At 61.2% G+C, this 15798-nt stretch carries 11 protein-coding genes; 2 read left to right on the top strand and 9 right to left on the bottom strand.

Annotated features, from left to right (window positions below; translation table 11 throughout):
* Positions 1 to 51: 51 nt before the first annotated feature.
* From gap to C8J30_RS02155, 4 genes are all read right to left on the bottom strand, one after another.
* The gene (gap, locus tag C8J30_RS02170; RefSeq protein ID WP_110804068.1) at positions 52 to 1053 is read right to left on the bottom strand and encodes a type I glyceraldehyde-3-phosphate dehydrogenase; all 1002 of its coding nucleotides are present in this window, start codon (positions 1051 to 1053) and stop codon (positions 52 to 54) included.
* A gap of 8 nt (positions 1054 to 1061) precedes the next feature.
* Positions 1062 to 3035: a transketolase gene (tkt, locus tag C8J30_RS02165; protein WP_110804067.1), complete on the bottom strand. Its 1974-nt coding sequence runs from the start codon at positions 3033 to 3035 to the stop codon at positions 1062 to 1064.
* 83 nt (positions 3036 to 3118) lie between these two features.
* Entirely contained in the window at positions 3119 to 3997 is an 879-nt protein-coding gene (locus tag C8J30_RS02160; protein ID WP_110804066.1) for a phosphoribulokinase, read from the bottom strand.
* Positions 3998 to 4000: 3 nt separating this feature from the next.
* A complete protein-coding gene (locus C8J30_RS02155; protein ID WP_110804290.1) occupies positions 4001 to 4996 on the bottom strand; it encodes a class 1 fructose-bisphosphatase in 996 nt (331 codons plus the stop codon).
* 93 nt (positions 4997 to 5089) lie between these two features.
* On the opposite strand from C8J30_RS02155, the gene cbbR reads away from it, so the two are divergent.
* Together cbbR and C8J30_RS02145 are read left to right on the top strand one after the other, a co-directional pair.
* A complete protein-coding gene (gene cbbR, locus C8J30_RS02150) occupies positions 5090 to 6031 on the top strand; it encodes a LysR family regulator CbbR (protein ID WP_110804065.1) in 942 nt (313 codons plus the stop codon).
* A gap of 81 nt (positions 6032 to 6112) precedes the next feature.
* Positions 6113 to 7084, top strand: coding sequence for a quinone oxidoreductase family protein (locus C8J30_RS02145; RefSeq protein ID WP_110804064.1), 972 nt, complete (start codon positions 6113 to 6115; stop codon positions 7082 to 7084).
* A gap of 115 nt (positions 7085 to 7199) precedes the next feature.
* Here C8J30_RS02145 and C8J30_RS02140 read toward each other — a convergent pair whose 3' ends face one another.
* From C8J30_RS02140 to glgB, 5 genes are read right to left on the bottom strand one after another with little or no spacing between them, the layout of a single operon-like run.
* Positions 7200 to 8825: an alpha-D-glucose phosphate-specific phosphoglucomutase gene (locus C8J30_RS02140; RefSeq protein WP_110804063.1), complete on the bottom strand. Its 1626-nt coding sequence runs from the start codon at positions 8823 to 8825 to the stop codon at positions 7200 to 7202.
* Positions 8822 to 10846 carry a glycogen debranching protein GlgX gene (gene glgX / locus C8J30_RS02135; RefSeq protein ID WP_110804062.1) on the bottom strand — a complete coding sequence of 675 codons (2025 nt, stop codon included), beginning with the start codon at positions 10844 to 10846 and terminating at the stop codon, positions 8822 to 8824. The genes C8J30_RS02140 and glgX overlap by 4 nt, the downstream gene beginning before the upstream one ends.
* Complete coding sequence (gene glgA, locus C8J30_RS02130; protein WP_110804289.1) at positions 10843 to 12276, bottom strand: glycogen synthase GlgA; 1434 nt, start codon at positions 12274 to 12276, stop codon at positions 10843 to 10845. Before glgA ends, glgX begins: the two co-directional genes overlap by 4 nt.
* Positions 12277 to 12332: 56 nt before the next feature.
* Positions 12333 to 13604, bottom strand: coding sequence for a glucose-1-phosphate adenylyltransferase (glgC, locus tag C8J30_RS02125; RefSeq protein WP_110804061.1), 1272 nt, complete (start codon positions 13602 to 13604; stop codon positions 12333 to 12335).
* Between the two features lie 19 nt (positions 13605 to 13623).
* Entirely contained in the window at positions 13624 to 15792 is a 2169-nt protein-coding gene (glgB, locus tag C8J30_RS02120) for a 1,4-alpha-glucan branching protein GlgB (protein ID WP_110804060.1), read from the bottom strand.
* Positions 15793 to 15798: the final 6 nt, after the last annotated feature.

The following is a 15798-nucleotide window of genomic DNA, read 5'->3' as shown; positions in this document are numbered from 1 at the left end:
TTTCTTGGCCGAAATACGCCGGGGGTCCGGGGGCAGCGCCCCCGGCTTGGTTCAGATCAGCTTGCCCATCGCCACGGCGGTATCGGCCATGCGGTTCGAGAAGCCCCATTCGTTGTCATACCAGCTCAGGATGCGGACCATCCGGCCCTCCATCACCTTGGTCTGATCCATGTGGAAGACCGAGGAATGCGGGTCGTGGTTGAAGTCCGAGGACACGTTGGGCTGGTCGGTATAGCCCAGCACGCCCTTCAGCGGGCCATCGGCGGCGGCGCGGATCGCGGCATTCACTTCGGCCACGGTGGTGTCGCGGGCGGCTTCGAACACCAGATCGACGACCGAGACATTCGGCGTCGGCACGCGGATCGCAACGCCATCGAGCTTGCCCTTCAGTTCCGGCAGAACCAGACCCACGGCCTTGGCAGCGCCGGTCGAGGTCGGGATCATGCTCAGCGCAGCTGCGCGGGCGCGATAGAGATCCTTGTGCATCGTGTCGAGCGTCGGCTGGTCGCCCGTGTAGCTGTGGATCGTCGTCATGAAGCCTTTCGAGATCCCGATCGCGTCATTCAGCGCCTTCGCCACCGGCGACAGGCAGTTCGTCGTGCACGAGGCGTTCGAGACGACCAGATCGGCGGCGGTCAGCGTGCCGTGGTTGACGCCGAAGACGATCGTCTTGTCGGCATTGTCGCACGGCGCCGAGACCAGAACGCGCTTCGAGCCATTTTGCAGGTGGGCGGCGGCCTTTTCCTTGGTGGTGAAGATGCCGGTGCATTCCATCGCCACATCGACATTACCCCAGGGCAGTTCAGCCGGATTGCGGATCGCGGTGACCTTGATCGGGCCGCGGCCGACGTCGATCCAGTCCTCGCCGGTGGTCACGGTCGCCGGGAAGCGGCCGTGCACGCTATCGAAACGCAGCAGGTGGGCGTTGGTTTCCACCGGGCCAAGGTCGTTGATCGCGACGACTTCGATATCGGTGCGGCCCGACTCGATGATGGCGCGCAGCACGTTGCGGCCGATGCGGCCAAAACCGTTGATGGCAACTTTGACGGTCATCTTTTCCCTCAGATCAAGTTTTTTGCTTCAGAGACAATTGCCTCTGCGGTGATATTGAAGTGTTGATAGAGCTGCGGCGCCGGGGCCGAGGCGCCAAAGCCGGTCATGCCGACGAAAGCATCGCCCGGGCCGAGCAGCATGCACCAGCCCTGCCGGATCGCAGCCTCGCAGCCAACGCGCGGCGCGGTTCCCAGAACCTTCGTCACATAGTCGCGCGGTTGCGACGCGAACAGCTCGAAGCAGGGGGCCGAGACGACGGCGGCGCGGATGCCCTCTTTCGCCAGGTGATCGGCGGCGGTCAGCGCGATTTCGAGTTCCGACCCGGTGGCGATCAGCGTCATCTGACGATCCTCGGGGTCGCGGATCAGATAGGCGCCTCGGGCGGTCAGGTTCTCGGCCACATGCGTCGTGCGCACGGTCGGCAGGTTCTGCCGCGACAGCACCAGAAGCGTCGGCGTGTGCTTCGAGGTCATGGCGATTTCCCATGCCTCGGCGGTCTCGACCGCATCGGCGGGGCGGATCACGTTCAGGTTCGGGATCGCCCGCAGCGAGGCCAGATGCTCGACCGGCTGGTGGGTCGGTCCGTCTTCACCAAGGCCGATGCTGTCATGGGTCATCACATAGGTGACCGGAACCCCCATCAGCGCCGAGAGGCGAATGGACGGGCGGCAGTAATCGGCAAAAGCCATGAAGGTGCCGCCATAGGGGCGCAGACCGCCATGCAGCGCGATGCCGTTCATCGCCGCCGCCATCCCGTGCTCGCGGATGCCGTAGTGAATGTAGTTGCCCGCATAGGCACCGGGTTTGACCGAGACCATGCCCTTCGAGCGGGTCAGGTTCGAGCCGGTCAGGTCGGCCGAGCCGCCAACAGAATGGGGCAGGGTGGTGTTCACCACCTCGAGCGCCATTTCGCTGGCCTTGCGCGTCGCCACCTTCGGCTTGTCGGCCGAGAGCTTCGCCTTGTAGGCGGTGATGGCGGCCGGAAGCGCCGAGGTGTCGTCGGCCTCCGCCTTGATGAAGTCGGCGCGGGCAGCGTGGTTTTGCAACCGCGCCTCCCAGTTGGCCCGCGCCGAAGCCCCCCGTGCCGCAACCCGGCCCCAGGCCGCGGTGAGTTCGGAAGGGATCTCGAAAGGGGCATGCGGCCAGTCGAGGAAGGCCCGCGCGGCGGCGATTTCCTCGGCGCCAAGCGGCGCGCCGTGCACGTCATGGCCGCCCTGCTTGTTCGGCGCGCCAAAGCCGATCACGGTGCGGCAGGCGATCATCGAAGGACGCGGATCCTTGCGGGCGGCCTCAATCGCGGCGGCAATCTCGTTCGGGGCATGACCGTCGCAGGATTGCACATGCCAGCCTGCGGCAGCAAAGCGCGCCTTCTGATCGGTCGAGGTCGACAGGTCGGTGTCGCCGTCGATGGTGATGCGGTTGTCATCCCAAAGCACGATCAGGCGGCCAAGCTTCAGGTGCCCGGCCATGTCGATCGCCTCGTGGCTGATGCCTTCCATCAGGCACCCATCACCGGCGATAACGTAGGTGAAATGATCAACCAGATCATCGCCATAGCGGGCATTCTTCATGCGCTCTGCGAGTGCCATGCCAACCGCGGTCGAGATCCCCTGACCCAGCGGCCCGGTCGTCACCTCGATGCCGTCGGCATGGCCATATTCCGGATGGCCAGCGGTGCGGGCGCCGAGTTGGCGGAAATTCTTCAGCTGCTCGATGTCCATGTCGGCATAGCCGAGCAGGTGATGGATCGCATAAAGCAGCATCGATCCGTGACCGGCCGAGAGCACGAAACGGTCGCGATCGGGCCATTTCGGCGTCGACGGATCGATCTTCATGAAGCGGTTGAACAGCACCGTGGCCACATCGGCCATGCCCATCGGCATGCCGGGATGCCCGGATTTCGCCTTTTCCACCGCATCCATCGCCAGCGCCCGAATGGCATTGGCCATCCGCGTTTCCTGCGCCATATCCAGATCCTTCATGGCTCCTCCTCCCTGATGAGCCGTTTCTTCCAGCGGCGGGCCCGGTTTGGCCGGACCTCGCCAATATCTTGATTTCATTCGCCTCAGGCGCGCGCGCGGCGGCCTTCGCGGACCAGACGCTCGATCAGCGGTGTCAGGATCAGCTGCATCGCCAGATCCTGCTTGTTCCCCGGGATCACGATCGAATTCGCCCGGCTCATCCAGGAGCCATGGATCATCGAGGTGAGGTAGGGGAAGTCGATGCCGCGCGGATTGCGGAAGCGGATCACGATCAGGCTTTCGTCCGGCGTCGGGATCCAGCGGGTGATGAACGGGTTCGAGGTGTCGACCACCGGCACGCGCTGGAAGTTGATGTCGGTTTGCGAGAATTGCGGCACGATGCAGTGCACATAGGCGTGCATGCGGCGCAGGATCACGTCAGTGACGGCCTCGGTCGTGTAGCCGCGTTGCGCGCGGTCCCGGTGGATCTTCTGGATCCATTCGAGGTTGATCACCGGCACGACGCCGATCTTCAGGTCGGCATGGGCGGCGATATTGATGCCCTCGGTCGAGACGCAGCCGTGCAAGCCTTCGTAGAAGAGAAGGTCGGTGTTCTCCTCGAAGGGCGCCCAGTCGGTGAAGTGACCGGGTTCGACGCCGTACTTCTCGGCTTCCTTCGCATCATGCACATAATGACGGGTGCGACCGGCGCCGGTTTCACCATATTCGCGGAAGACGCGTTCCAGATCCTCGAGCGCATTCGCCTCGAAGGAGAAATGCGAGAAGGTCGCGTCGCCCGCCGCATAGCGGCGTTCCAGTTCGGCCTTCATGTCGGCGCGGTTGAAGCGGTGGAAGGCGTCGCCCTCGATCGACACGGCTTTCACGCCTTCGCGGCGGAAGATCTGGTCGAAAGTGGCCTTGACCGTCGAAGTGCCGGCGCCCGAGGAACCGACGACAGAGATGATGGGGTATTTTTTCGACATGGCTCAGCTCCGGAAAAGACCGCGGGTGTTGAAAAGTGCCGAGGTCTCCTCCCCGGGCAGGTCGTGGTAGGCGGTGACGCGGGCCACTTTGGCCGCGCAGCCGAAGACGAAGGGGGTGCGGGCATGCAGCTTGTCGGGCAGGGCCGACAGGATGTCTTCGCAGCCATCGGTGGCGCCGCCGCCCACTTGCGTGATCAGAAAGGCGATCGGCGCACATTCATAGACATGGCGCAGACGGCCGCGGGCATAGCCCTTGCGTTCGTCGCCCGGATACAGGAACACGCCGCCGCGCATGAGAATCCGGTGGGTTTCGGCGACGAGCGACGCAATCCAGCGCATGTTGAAGTTGCGACCGCGCGGACCCTCGGCGCCAGCGACGAGATCGTCGATGAAAGCGCGGATGGGCGAGGGCCAGTGGCGGTAGTTCGAGGCGTTGATCGCATATTCCGACGTGTCCTGCGGCAGCATCTTGATGTCGGGCAGGCGCTTGAAGTTGCGGGTGTCGAGATCGAGCACCCAGTGGTGCACGCCCTTGCCGAAAGTGCAGACGATCGCACATTGCGGCCCGTAGATGATGTAGCCGCCCGCAAGTTGCTCCGATCCCTTGCGCAGGAAGCTGGTGTTCGGATCATCGGTGGCCGGGAAGATCGAGAAGATCGTGCCGATCGACACGTTCACGTCGATGTTCGAAGACCCGTCGAGCGGGTCGATGGCCAGCGCCAGCGTGCCTTCGCCGAGCGTCACCACCTCGTCCTGTTCTTCGGAGGCGTAATAGGCGACGGCCGTTCCGGTCAGCGCCTCGCGGAAAGCGTCGTCCGCCATCACGTCGAGCGCCTTTTGACCATCGCCCCCGGCATTCGTGCCAACACCCGCGGCAAGGTCCGCTTCCACCCCGTTCCGGGCAATGGTACGAGCAAGATCTGCCCCCACACGCGCCAGCCGGGTCATCACATCTGCCAGTTCCGGGCTTAGCCCGAGACCTTCAAGCTCGATCGCCATGGCCTCCTCCTCATTCGGTTGGCCCGGACGTTGCGCCGAAAGTGGTTTCATGCAAATTTGAAATTCGGCAACTCGCTTTCAGGAAAATTTAACATGGTCCGCCTCGACGGGATCACGATGAAACAACTGCGCGCGCTCAGGGCTGTGGCGAAATGGGGGTCGCTGACGGCGGCGGGGCAGGCGCTTGGGTTAACCACTCCCGCAATTCACACTCAGATCAAGGGCTTGGAGGACGCAGTTCAAGTGCGTCTTTTGCAGCGGGCGGCCGATGGCGCGGGATCGGATTTGACCGATGCGGGCCATGCGATGCTGGCGGCGGCGAAGCGGATCGAAGACGCTTTGTCGCAGGCCGGGGCCGATCTGGCGGCCCTGTCGCGGGGCAAAACCGGCCGCGTTACGCTGGGCGTGGTCTCGACGGCCAAATATTTCGCGCCAAGGCTGGTCAAGGCCCTGAGTCTTTCGCACCCGGACATCGAGGTGGCGCTGCGTGTCGGCAACCGCGAAACCACGATCGAGGGACTCGAGCGCGGCGCTTTCGAGATCGCGATCATGGGGCGCCCGCCGCGGCGGCCACAGGTTCTGGCCGAGACGCTTGGGCCGCATCCGCATACGGTCGTCGTGCCGCCGGGGCATCGGCTGCTGGGGCAGGGGGTCAGTGCGGATTCCCTGCTCGACGAGGTGTTCCTGACGCGCGAGGCGGGGTCGGGGACGCGCATCCTGATGGAGCGATGGCTGGATCGCGTCGCCGATGGGCGCGCGTTCGAAACGATGGAGATGGAGAGCAACGAGACGATCAAGCAGGCGGTGATGGCCGGGCTGGGGATCGCGTTCCTCAGCCTGCATACGGTGACCGAAGAGCTTGGCTCCGGTCGGCTTGTCGAATTGCCCGCGCCAGGTCTGCCGATCGTGCGCAACTGGTTCATGGTGCGGCGCGAGGACGAGGTGCCAAGACCGGTTGCGGATCGGCTCTGGGACGCGATCATCGCGTTGAAAGGCAGTTATTTTCCGACGATTCCGGCGATTGACGCATCCTGAACGCGGGTTCATTCTCGTCTGAAACGGAGCGCGCTCAAGGGTTGGTTCGGGATCGCGGCCGTCGGTCGGAAGGAGAATGCAATGAGTTATGCCATGGTCGTCACCGCTCCGGGCGGGGTCGAGAGCTTTCGTCGCGTCGAGCGTGAGGTGCCACGGCCCGGACCGGGCGAGGTGTCCCTGCGCCAAACCGCGGTCGGTCTGAATTACATCGACGTCTATTTCCGCACCGGACTCTATCCTTGGGAGGTGCCCTCGGATCTGGTCACCGGGGGTGAAGCGGCGGGCGTGATCGAGGCGGTCGGTCCCGGGGTTGATCTGCCGGTCGGCCTGCGCGTGGCCTATACGGGGCGCAATGGCGCCTATGCCAGCCATCGCGTGATTGCGGCAGATCAGCTGGTGCCCATTCCCGATGGGATCAGCGACGAGACCGCCGCTGCCGTGATGCTCAAGGGCCTGACCGTGCATTACCTGATCCACCATTCCTACCCGGTACGTGCCGGCGATTGCGTGCTGGTGCACGCCGCGGCGGGCGGCGTCGGACTGCTGGCCGGGCAGTGGCTGAAGCACAAAGGCGTTCGGGCGATTGGCACGGCGGGCACGGCCGAAAAATGCACGCTGGCGCTCGCGCATGGCTATGATGCGGTGATCGACTACAAAACGACGGATTTCGTCGCCGAGACGATGCGTCTGACCGATGGCAAGGGCGTGAAGGCAGTTTACGATTCCGTCGGTGCCGTGACGGTGAAGAAATCTGTCGAAGTGCTGGAGACCTTCGGGACGCTTGTCTGCTTTGGTCAAAGCTCGGGGCCCGCGCTGGACTTCCGGATCAACGATCTTGCGCGCGGGTCGCTACGACTGACGCGGCCGACGCTCTTTCACCACACGGCGCAACCGGGTTGGCTGCGTCAGGCCAGCGGCGAGATGTTTGATCTGATCTTGGCAGGCAAGATCAAGGTCGAGATTGGTCAACGTTATGACTTGGCGGATGTTGCCTCGGCGCATACGGCGCTTGAGGCTCGCAAAACAACCGGATGCACGATTCTGACCCCATAATCGGGGTCAGATTGCACATAATATTTACATAATACCGATTATCGGACTTTTTGCTATCCCGCAATGAAAATCAAGGCGCCGCTTCCCTCTGGGTGGCGGCGCCTTGATCAGAAGATCAGGTAATCACGTCCGGGCCTTTGCGTCCGGTTCGGGCCTTGATGCCAACAATCTCTTCTGTCGCAGCAATGATAGGCGCCAAGGCTTCTTGCGGCTCCTCGGTCAGGCCTTCCGGCCCCGCCGCATAGCGTTCCAGATAGACGCGCAGCGTTGCCCCCTCGGTGCCGGTTCCGGAAAGACGCAAGACCGCACGCGAGCCGCCTTCGAACAGAATGCGGAACCCCTGATGCGCCGACACCGAGCCATCTACCGGGTCGGTGTAACTGAATTCATCCGCATCTACGACGACAAGTCCCTGAACTTGCATACCTTTCAGCGTACCCAAGCGATCGCGGAGATCCGTGAGAATAGCATTGGCGACATCGATCGGCAGCGCCTCATAATCATGCCGGGAATAATAGTTCCGACCATAGGTTTCCCAGTGATCGGCCATGATCTCGGCAACGCCCATCCCGCGCGATGCGATGATGTTGAGCCACATCAGCACCGCCCAAAGACCATCCTTTTCGCGGACATGGTCAGAGCCGGTGCCGAAGCTTTCTTCGCCACAAAGACTCACGCGGCCCGCATCCATCAGATTGCCAAAGAACTTCCATCCTGTCGGCGTTTCGTAACAGGTCAGCTTCAGGGCTTCGGCAACCCTGTCGACGGCGGCCGAAGTCGGCATGGACCGAGCCACTCCCTTCAAACCCTGCGCATAACCCGGAACCAGATGCGCATTGGCGGCGATCACGGCAAGGCTATCCGACGGCGACACATAAATGCCGCGGCCGACAATCATGTTGCGATCCCCGTCCCCATCTGAGGCTGCACCGAAATCGGGTGCATTGGGCCCCATCATCTCTGCCATAAGTTCATGAGCCCAGGTCGGGTTCGGATCCGGATGCATGCCACCAAAGTCAGGCAGCGGCTGTTCGTGCACCACCGTCCCCTTTGACGCGCCAAGGCGATTTTCGAAAATCTCGACCGCATATGGCCCCGTGATGGCGCACATGCCGTCCATGCGCATCGCAAAACCTTCATGAAAAAGGCCGCGCAAAGCTTTGAAATCGAATATTTCTTCCATCATATCGGCATAGGCTGCAACAGGGTCTACGACCTCGACCACCATCTCGCCCAGATGGCTTTCGCCAACCATCGTCAGGTTCACATCCGGAGCATCGAGCATCCGAAAAGAATCGATGTCTTTCGTGCGGGCAAAGATCGCTTCAGTCACGGCCTCGGGGGCCGGACCGCCGTTCGCCATGTTGTACTTGACGCCGAAATCCTCGTCAGGGCCCCCAGGGTTGTGACTTGCCGAAAGGATCACCCCCCCATCCGCCTCGCGAATGCGGATCAGGTTCGAGGCTGCGGGTGTCGAGAGCCAAGCACCCTGCCCCACGATCACGCGCGCCGCTCCGCCGGCGGCGGCCATTTTCAGGATGACCTGCGCGGCCTCTACACCGAAGTAACGCCCATCGCCCCCAAGCACGAGGGTCTTGCCCATAACACCGCCGATCGCGTCAAAGGTGCTTTGAACGAAATTCTCAAGATACCGGGGTTGCATGAAGACCGGCGTCTTCTTGCGCAATCCCGAGGTGCCGGGTTTCTGCCCCTCGAACGGGCTTGTCGGATGGATGGTCATGAACTTGGCTCCTGCCGTGCAGTCGATCGGATGAACAGTTGAACGGATTGGGCGGCAACGCAAGTCACCGCAGCGGGATGGGCAGCTTCTGGGCGTTCCGGATTCGCCGTATCGACGAGAAGGCTCCATTCGCCCTCCGGCAAGTGCACCTCGATCGACCCGCCCGCATTGAAGACGGCAAACATCGCTTCCTGAGCAGCAAGACCCGGGGGGCCTTCCGCAGCGCCTCGGACTTCAGCGCAAAGGCAACGCGAGTGCGCATCATGCCAATCTTGCGAGGAGAGCTCCGTCCCGGAGGGCAACCGCCAGATCAGGTCGCGGATCCCGTCCTGAATGCGGACTTTCGCATGCAGGAAACGCGTCTGCCGCAGCACTGGATGATCGCGACGCAGCCGGACGAGGCGCGCAACGAAAGCGACAAGTTCGTCGTCTGCGTTCGGCCAATCGATCCAGCCGATCGGATTATCCTGCGCATAAGCGTTGTTGTTGCCGCCTTGAGAATTACCCAGCTCGTCCCCCGCCAGGAGCATGGGAACCCCTTGCGAAATCATCAGGGTTGCAAGCATTGCACGCTTGCGCGCAGTTTTTGCAGCATCGTCCGGCAGCGCCTGCGAAAAATTCGCATTGTGACCGTCGCGATTGTTTTCGCCGTTCGCCTCGTTTCGTTTTTCATCAAACGAAACAAGATCGTGCAGGGTGAAGCCATCATGCGCGGTGAGAAAGTTGACGGAGGTTGTTGCCGGTCTACCGCGGTTATCGAAGATCTCGGCAGAGCCCGCAACACGGCGAGCAAGTTCCGGAATCTGCCCCGCATCGCCGCGCCAGAATTGCCGAACACCATCGCGAAACCGGTCGTTCCATTCGGTAAAGGGATAGGGAAAAGCGCCAAGACGATAGCCCCCCGGACCGATGTCCCACGGCTCGGCGATTAGTTTAACCGCAGCCAGAACTGGGTCTTGTCGAATTGCGGAAATCAGTGAGGCCAGTTCCTTGAACTCGCCCGTTGACGCACGGCCAAGCGTCGTCGCCAGATCGAAGCGGAAGCCATCGACCCCCATCTCTTCGACCCAGTGGCGCAGGGAATCCGTCACCAAACGCAGCACCATCGGATGTGCGAGGTTGAGCGTGTTGCCCGTGCCCGTGTCGTTCACATAGGAACGGCCGCCCTCGCACAGCCGGTAATAGGAGGCGTTGTCAATGCCACGCAAGCTGACAGTCGGCCCTGCACCATCCCCCTCGCCCGCATGGTTGAAAACGACGTCGAGGATCACTTCGATCCCGGCAGCATGCAGCGCCCGCACCATGGTGCGAAAACTCTCACGACGCCCATAGCGCGGATCTGGCGCCATGAAACCGATCGGCTGATACCCCCAATAGTTACGCAAGCCCTTCTCAACGAGGAAGCGATCATCAATGAAGGCGAACACGGGCAACAACTCGAGCGCGGTGACACCAAGACGTTTGAGATGTGCGATAATCGGTGGCGCCGCTATGGCATCAAAAGTACCGCGCAGCGCCACGGGAACTTCCGGGTGCTGCATTGTCAGTCCACGGACGTGACTTTCATAAATTACCGTTTGCGACCAGGAATTTGACGGCCGTTCCCAAAGTGGCTTGACGATCTCGCAGACGATACCGCGCGCCGTTGCAGAAGCGGAGTCACGCCGGTCTGGGCGGGTTGAGCCAACGCCGCCCTGCATCTGTTGGTTCCAGACCAGCGGCCGGGAAAGTGCCCGCGCGTAGGGATCGACGAGAAGCTTCGAAGGATTGAAACGATGCCCGATCTCTGGTGCCCATGGGCCATGAACGCGGTATCCGTACTCTGCCCCGGGTCTCACACCCGGCACAAAGCCATGCCAGACGTCTCCAGCGCGCTCCGGTAGGGTCAAGCGAGTTTCCCGCTCACCTTCAAAAAGGCAAAGTTCCACCTTTTCGGCATGGGCCGAAAAAAGCGCGAAGTTCACACCGTCACCGACAGGAACTGCCCCAAGGATCTCTGCCCTGCCCGGACCGATCCTCATTGCGCGAGAAGCCGCTCGTAGAGCGCAGCGTAGCGGGCTGCCGAGCTCTCCCAGCCAAGCTCGGATTTCATTGCGCGCTTCATCATCGCTGTCCAGGTCTTGCGGTCGGCATACAACTCGCACAGCCGCCGCGTCGCTTGCCGCAGGGCCAGCGCATCGACAGGGTGGAATACGAAACCCGTCGCGGCTTGCGCTGCGAGGGTTGCGGGTGTCGCTCCGATCACCGTATCGGCCAGACCTCCGACCGCTGCGACCAAAGGAAGGCATCCGTACCGTAACCCATAAAGCTGTGTCAGCCCGCAGGGTTCGAAGCGAGACGGAACGAGCACGGCATCTCCGCCGGCGAACATTCGATGGCTCAGCGCTTCATCATACCCAATACGAACCCCGACACGGCCGGGGAACCGGGCTGCCAATCCGAGCACCAGATCCTCTGCCCAGGCATCTCCGGAGCCGAGCACTGCAAGCGCCCCGCCTCGGGCAACAAGCTCTTCGACAGCCGCCGGGAGAAGGTCGATTCCCTTTTGCGCAGTCAGCCGGGAGACCAAGATCACGAGAGGCCCATCGATCTTTTTCTCAAGTTGAAACTCAGCCTGCAACGTCTTGCGATTCTTTGATTTCGCCGCCAGAGAGTTCGCGGAGAAGGGAATGCAATCGGTATCCTTTTCCGGATTCCAGACCCCCGCGTCGATGCCATTCAGGATACCAATAACCACGCCCGCGCGTGCAGCGATGACGCCCTCGAGGCCTTGCCCATATTCGCCACGCATCAATTCATCCGCGTAACGAGGGCTGACTGTCGTGATCGCGTCCGCGCTTGTCAGCCCGGCCTTGAGGGTCGAGATGTCGCCCCAGAACTCGTATCCGTCGCGATGAAAAGCTTCTCGCGGCAGACGCAAGGCCCCCATCTTTTCCGCACCCACGCGACCTTGGAAAGCGATGTTGTGAATCGTCACCAGGCTTGGCAGCGACGACCCTGAATAACGAAGATAGGCAGGGGCAAGGGCGCCCTGCCAGTCATGCGCATGCAAAATGTCAGGCTTCCAATCACCTGCGCCGTCGCGCGCGACGGCAGCAGCGGCCCAGCACAGCGCGGCGAAGCGCTCGGCATTGTCCCCGAAATCGCCATGGATGTCGGAATAAGGCCCGCCTGCACGGTCGTACAGATGCGGGGCATCGAGAGCCATCACATGCATGGCGCCGATCTTGCCGAGATGGAGTTCCGCCGAAGCACCGTAGATGTCCGGATCACTCCAGACCACGGTCGTCCTTCCCAACCGATCAATCACGCCGCGATAGGCGGGGATCATCACCCTCATGTCCCAGCCCTGCCCCGACAGCGCTTCGGGCAAAGCCCCCACAACGTCAGCCAGTCCGCCCGTTTTGACCAGCGGAACTGCTTCGGAAGCAACGGAAAGAACGCGCCTCATCCCCGTCTCCTTCATACAGCCTATCAATTTCAGCTCGAAGCTACGTTAGAGCAGTCTCAATCCAGGATCGCGGCGCGGGCATCAATCATGCTTTGCGTGATCAGGACAATCCCGCCTTCGGTACGGCGGAACCACTTTGCGTCTTCTTCCGGGTCCTCGCCGACGACGAGACCAGGCGGAACCTTAACGCCGCGGTCAAGGACGCAATTCGTCAGTTGCGCGCGTTCTCCGATATCGACATAGGGCAAAGCCACGACATGTTGGAGCATCGACCAACTGTGCGCGCGACATCCGGTGAAGAGCAGCGAGTTACGCACCTCGGAACCCGAGACAATGCAATCCCCCGAAACAAGCGATGAAACAGCACTGCCGCGGCGCCCATCCTCGTCATGAATGAATTTCGCGGGAGGAACGATCTCGGCGTAGGTCCAGATCGGCCAGGCGTTGTCGTAAAGATCAAGCTTCGGCGTGAATTCGGTGAGGTCGATGTTGGCCTGCCAAAACGCATCGATCGTCCCGACGTCGCGCCAATAGGGTTCGTGCTCCAGACCGGATGTGACGCAGCTTTCCGAGAACCGATGCGCCATCGCCTTGCCGTATTTGACGATCTGCGGGATCAGATCGTGTCCGAAATCGTGGCTCGAGTGCGGATCTTCGGCGTCGCGGATCAGCAACTCCCGCAGAAACACCCAGTCGAAAACATAAATCCCCATCGAAACCAGCGAATGTGTCGGATCTTCCGGAAGGCTCGGTGGGTTGGCAGGTTTTTCGATGAAGTCGGTAATGCGCCCGGTTTTATCCACCGCCATACAGCCAAAGGCCGAAGCCTCGGCGCGCGGTACGGTGAGGCACCCGATCGTCACATCGGCCTTGCTCAACACATGCTGCAGCAACATCACCTCATAATCCATCTTGTAAATGTGATCGCCCGCCAGGACGATTACATACTTGACGTTATAATCTTCGATGATGTCGATATTCTGAGCTACCGCATCCGCGGTGCCGAGATACCATTTGCTTTCGTCGATCCGCTGGCTTGCCGGAAGAATATCAAGATATTCATTGCGTTCTGCCCGAAAGAAGTTCCATCCGCGCTGCATGTGGCGAATGAGACTATGCGCCTTGTATTGCGTTGCGATCGCCATTTTCCGAACGCCCGAGTTGAGCGCATTCGACAGTGCAAAATCGATGATCCGAGTCTTGCCGCCGAAATAGACCGCAGGTTTCGCACGCCGATCGGTCAGTTCCTTCAGGCGACTCCCCCGACCGCCCGCCAGAACGAAAGCCATGGCTTGTGACGAAAGCCTCTGGTTCGGTTGCGGTTTCATTCTCTTCCTCCCTTACGCCTCAGGCGGGCGTGAACATCACCACGGAGAGTGGCGGCAGATAAACCTCGGCACTGAACGGACGGCGTGCTGTAGCTATTTCATCGGCTCCGATCGCGCCAAGATTGCCCCAGTTTGCGCCCCCATAATAACCGCTGTCGGAATTGAAGATTTCGCACCAGGTTCCTGCGTGTGGCAAACCGATGCGATACGTCCGGTCGATCGGGGTCAGGTTTGCCGCGACGATCACGGGATCTGCGTCTGGTGCCCGGCGCTCGAAGACATAAACCGAATTCTCGGCATCATCCGCCTCGATCCAGTCGAAGCCCGAGGGGTCGCAGTCCCCCCAATGCAGCGCTGGGGTCTCACGGTAAAGCTTGTTCAGATCCCGCACGAGCGCCTGCATACCCCGATGCAGCGGATCATCGAGAAGCTGCCATTCCAGCGCTCCCTGATGCGCCCACTCCCGCCCTTGGGCGAACTCCTGCCCCATGAACAGGAGCTTCTTGCCCGGATGCGCCCATTGGAACGCATAAAACGCGCGCAGGTTTGCAAACTTCTGCAAGCCATCTCCGGGCATCTTGCCAAGCATCGACCCCTTGCCATGCACAACCTCATCATGGCTGATCGGCAATATGAAGTTTTCACTATAAGTGTATGAACTTGCAAACGTAAGCTCATTGTGATGCCAGCGCCGATGAATCGGGTCGCGCGCAAAGTAGCGCAGACTGTCGTTCATCCAGCCCATGTTCCATTTGAAACCGAAGCCCAGCCCGCCCATGTGGACCGGCCGAGTAACACCAGGAAAAGCGGTGCTCTCCTCAGCCACGGTCATGATTCCGGGAGCCCCCCCATAGGCCTCTGCATTGACCGATTTCAGGAAATCGATCGCCTCAAGGTTTTCGCGGCCACCGTGAATATTCGGAACCCATTCACCATCACGGCGTGAATAGTCTCGATACAACATCGAAGCAACGGCATCCACGCGCAGCCCGTCAAGGTGGTATTCCTCAAGCCAGAAGAGCGCGTTCGCAAGCAGGAAATTCTTAACTTCGCGCCGACCGTAATTGTAGATCAGGGTGTTCCAATCTTGGTGGAAGCCCTCTCTGGGGTCAGCGTGCTCATAAAGCGCGGTTCCATCAAAACACCTCAGCCCGTGTTCATCTGTCGGGAAGTGTCCCGGGACCCAGTCGAGGATGACACCGACACCGCGACGGTGGGCGGCGTCAACAAAAGCTGCAAACTCCTCGGGGCGGCCGTGACGGATCGTCGGTGCGTAAAGCCCGACAGGCTGATACCCCCAGGATCCATCGAACGGAAATTCGGTTATCGGCAAGAGTTCGATATGCGTGAAGCCCATATCGACGACATAATCGATCAACTGACCTGCCAGTTCGTGGTAACTAAGAGGGCGCCCGCCTTGATCCCATGCGCGACGCCACGACCCCAGATGCACTTCATAAATCGAGATCGGTGCATGGATGTCGTGAACCTTTTGCCGCCCGTCAACCCAAGTTGCGTCTCCCCAAAGATGCAAGCCCAACTCTCGTACCTGAGAGGCTGTCTGCGGCGGATGTTCGGCCCCAAAGCCAACCGGATCCGCCTTCAGAGGTTGAACGACACCATCATTCGAAAGGATTTCATATTTGTAGACCTCACCCGCCATCAAGCCGGGGATGAAGATTTCCCAAACCCCGGTCGAGCCGCGCCGACGCATCTGATGCCGGCGCCCGTCCCAGATATTGAAATTGCCAACGACCGAAACCCGCCGTGCGGAAGGCGCCCAGACAGCGAAATGAACACCCCGGACGCCCTCGTGCCAAATCACGTGGGCGCCCAGAACTTGCCAAAGTCGACGGTGTGTTCCCTCGCCGATCAGGTACTCGTCAATCTCGCCCAGCACGGGACCGAAGGCATAGGCATCCTCGAAATCCCAAGTCGAGTACGCATTTCTTGCCCGCAGGCGGTATTTGCCGCCTTCCCACTTTCCTTCGAAAAGCCCGGATGTTACCGAGTGAAGTTCAACTTCATTCCCGGTATCCGAGGAAAATGCCCATAGCTGCTCTGCCCCAGGAACCAGAGCAACGATGCGACCACCGCCCTCCGCCTGGTGCCACCCCAGTAGTGAAAAAGGATCGTCATGCCGGCCCTCGGCCAGCGCCAGTGCCTCGGCAGACAAGATCATCGACATTCCTTC

This window comes from Rhodobacter viridis, assembly GCF_003217355.1.
Lineage (GTDB): Bacteria > Pseudomonadota > Alphaproteobacteria > Rhodobacterales > Rhodobacteraceae > Rhodobacter > Rhodobacter viridis.
The sequence above is the reverse complement of the archived record's forward strand: the minus strand, read 5'-3'. Positions and strand labels throughout refer to the sequence as shown.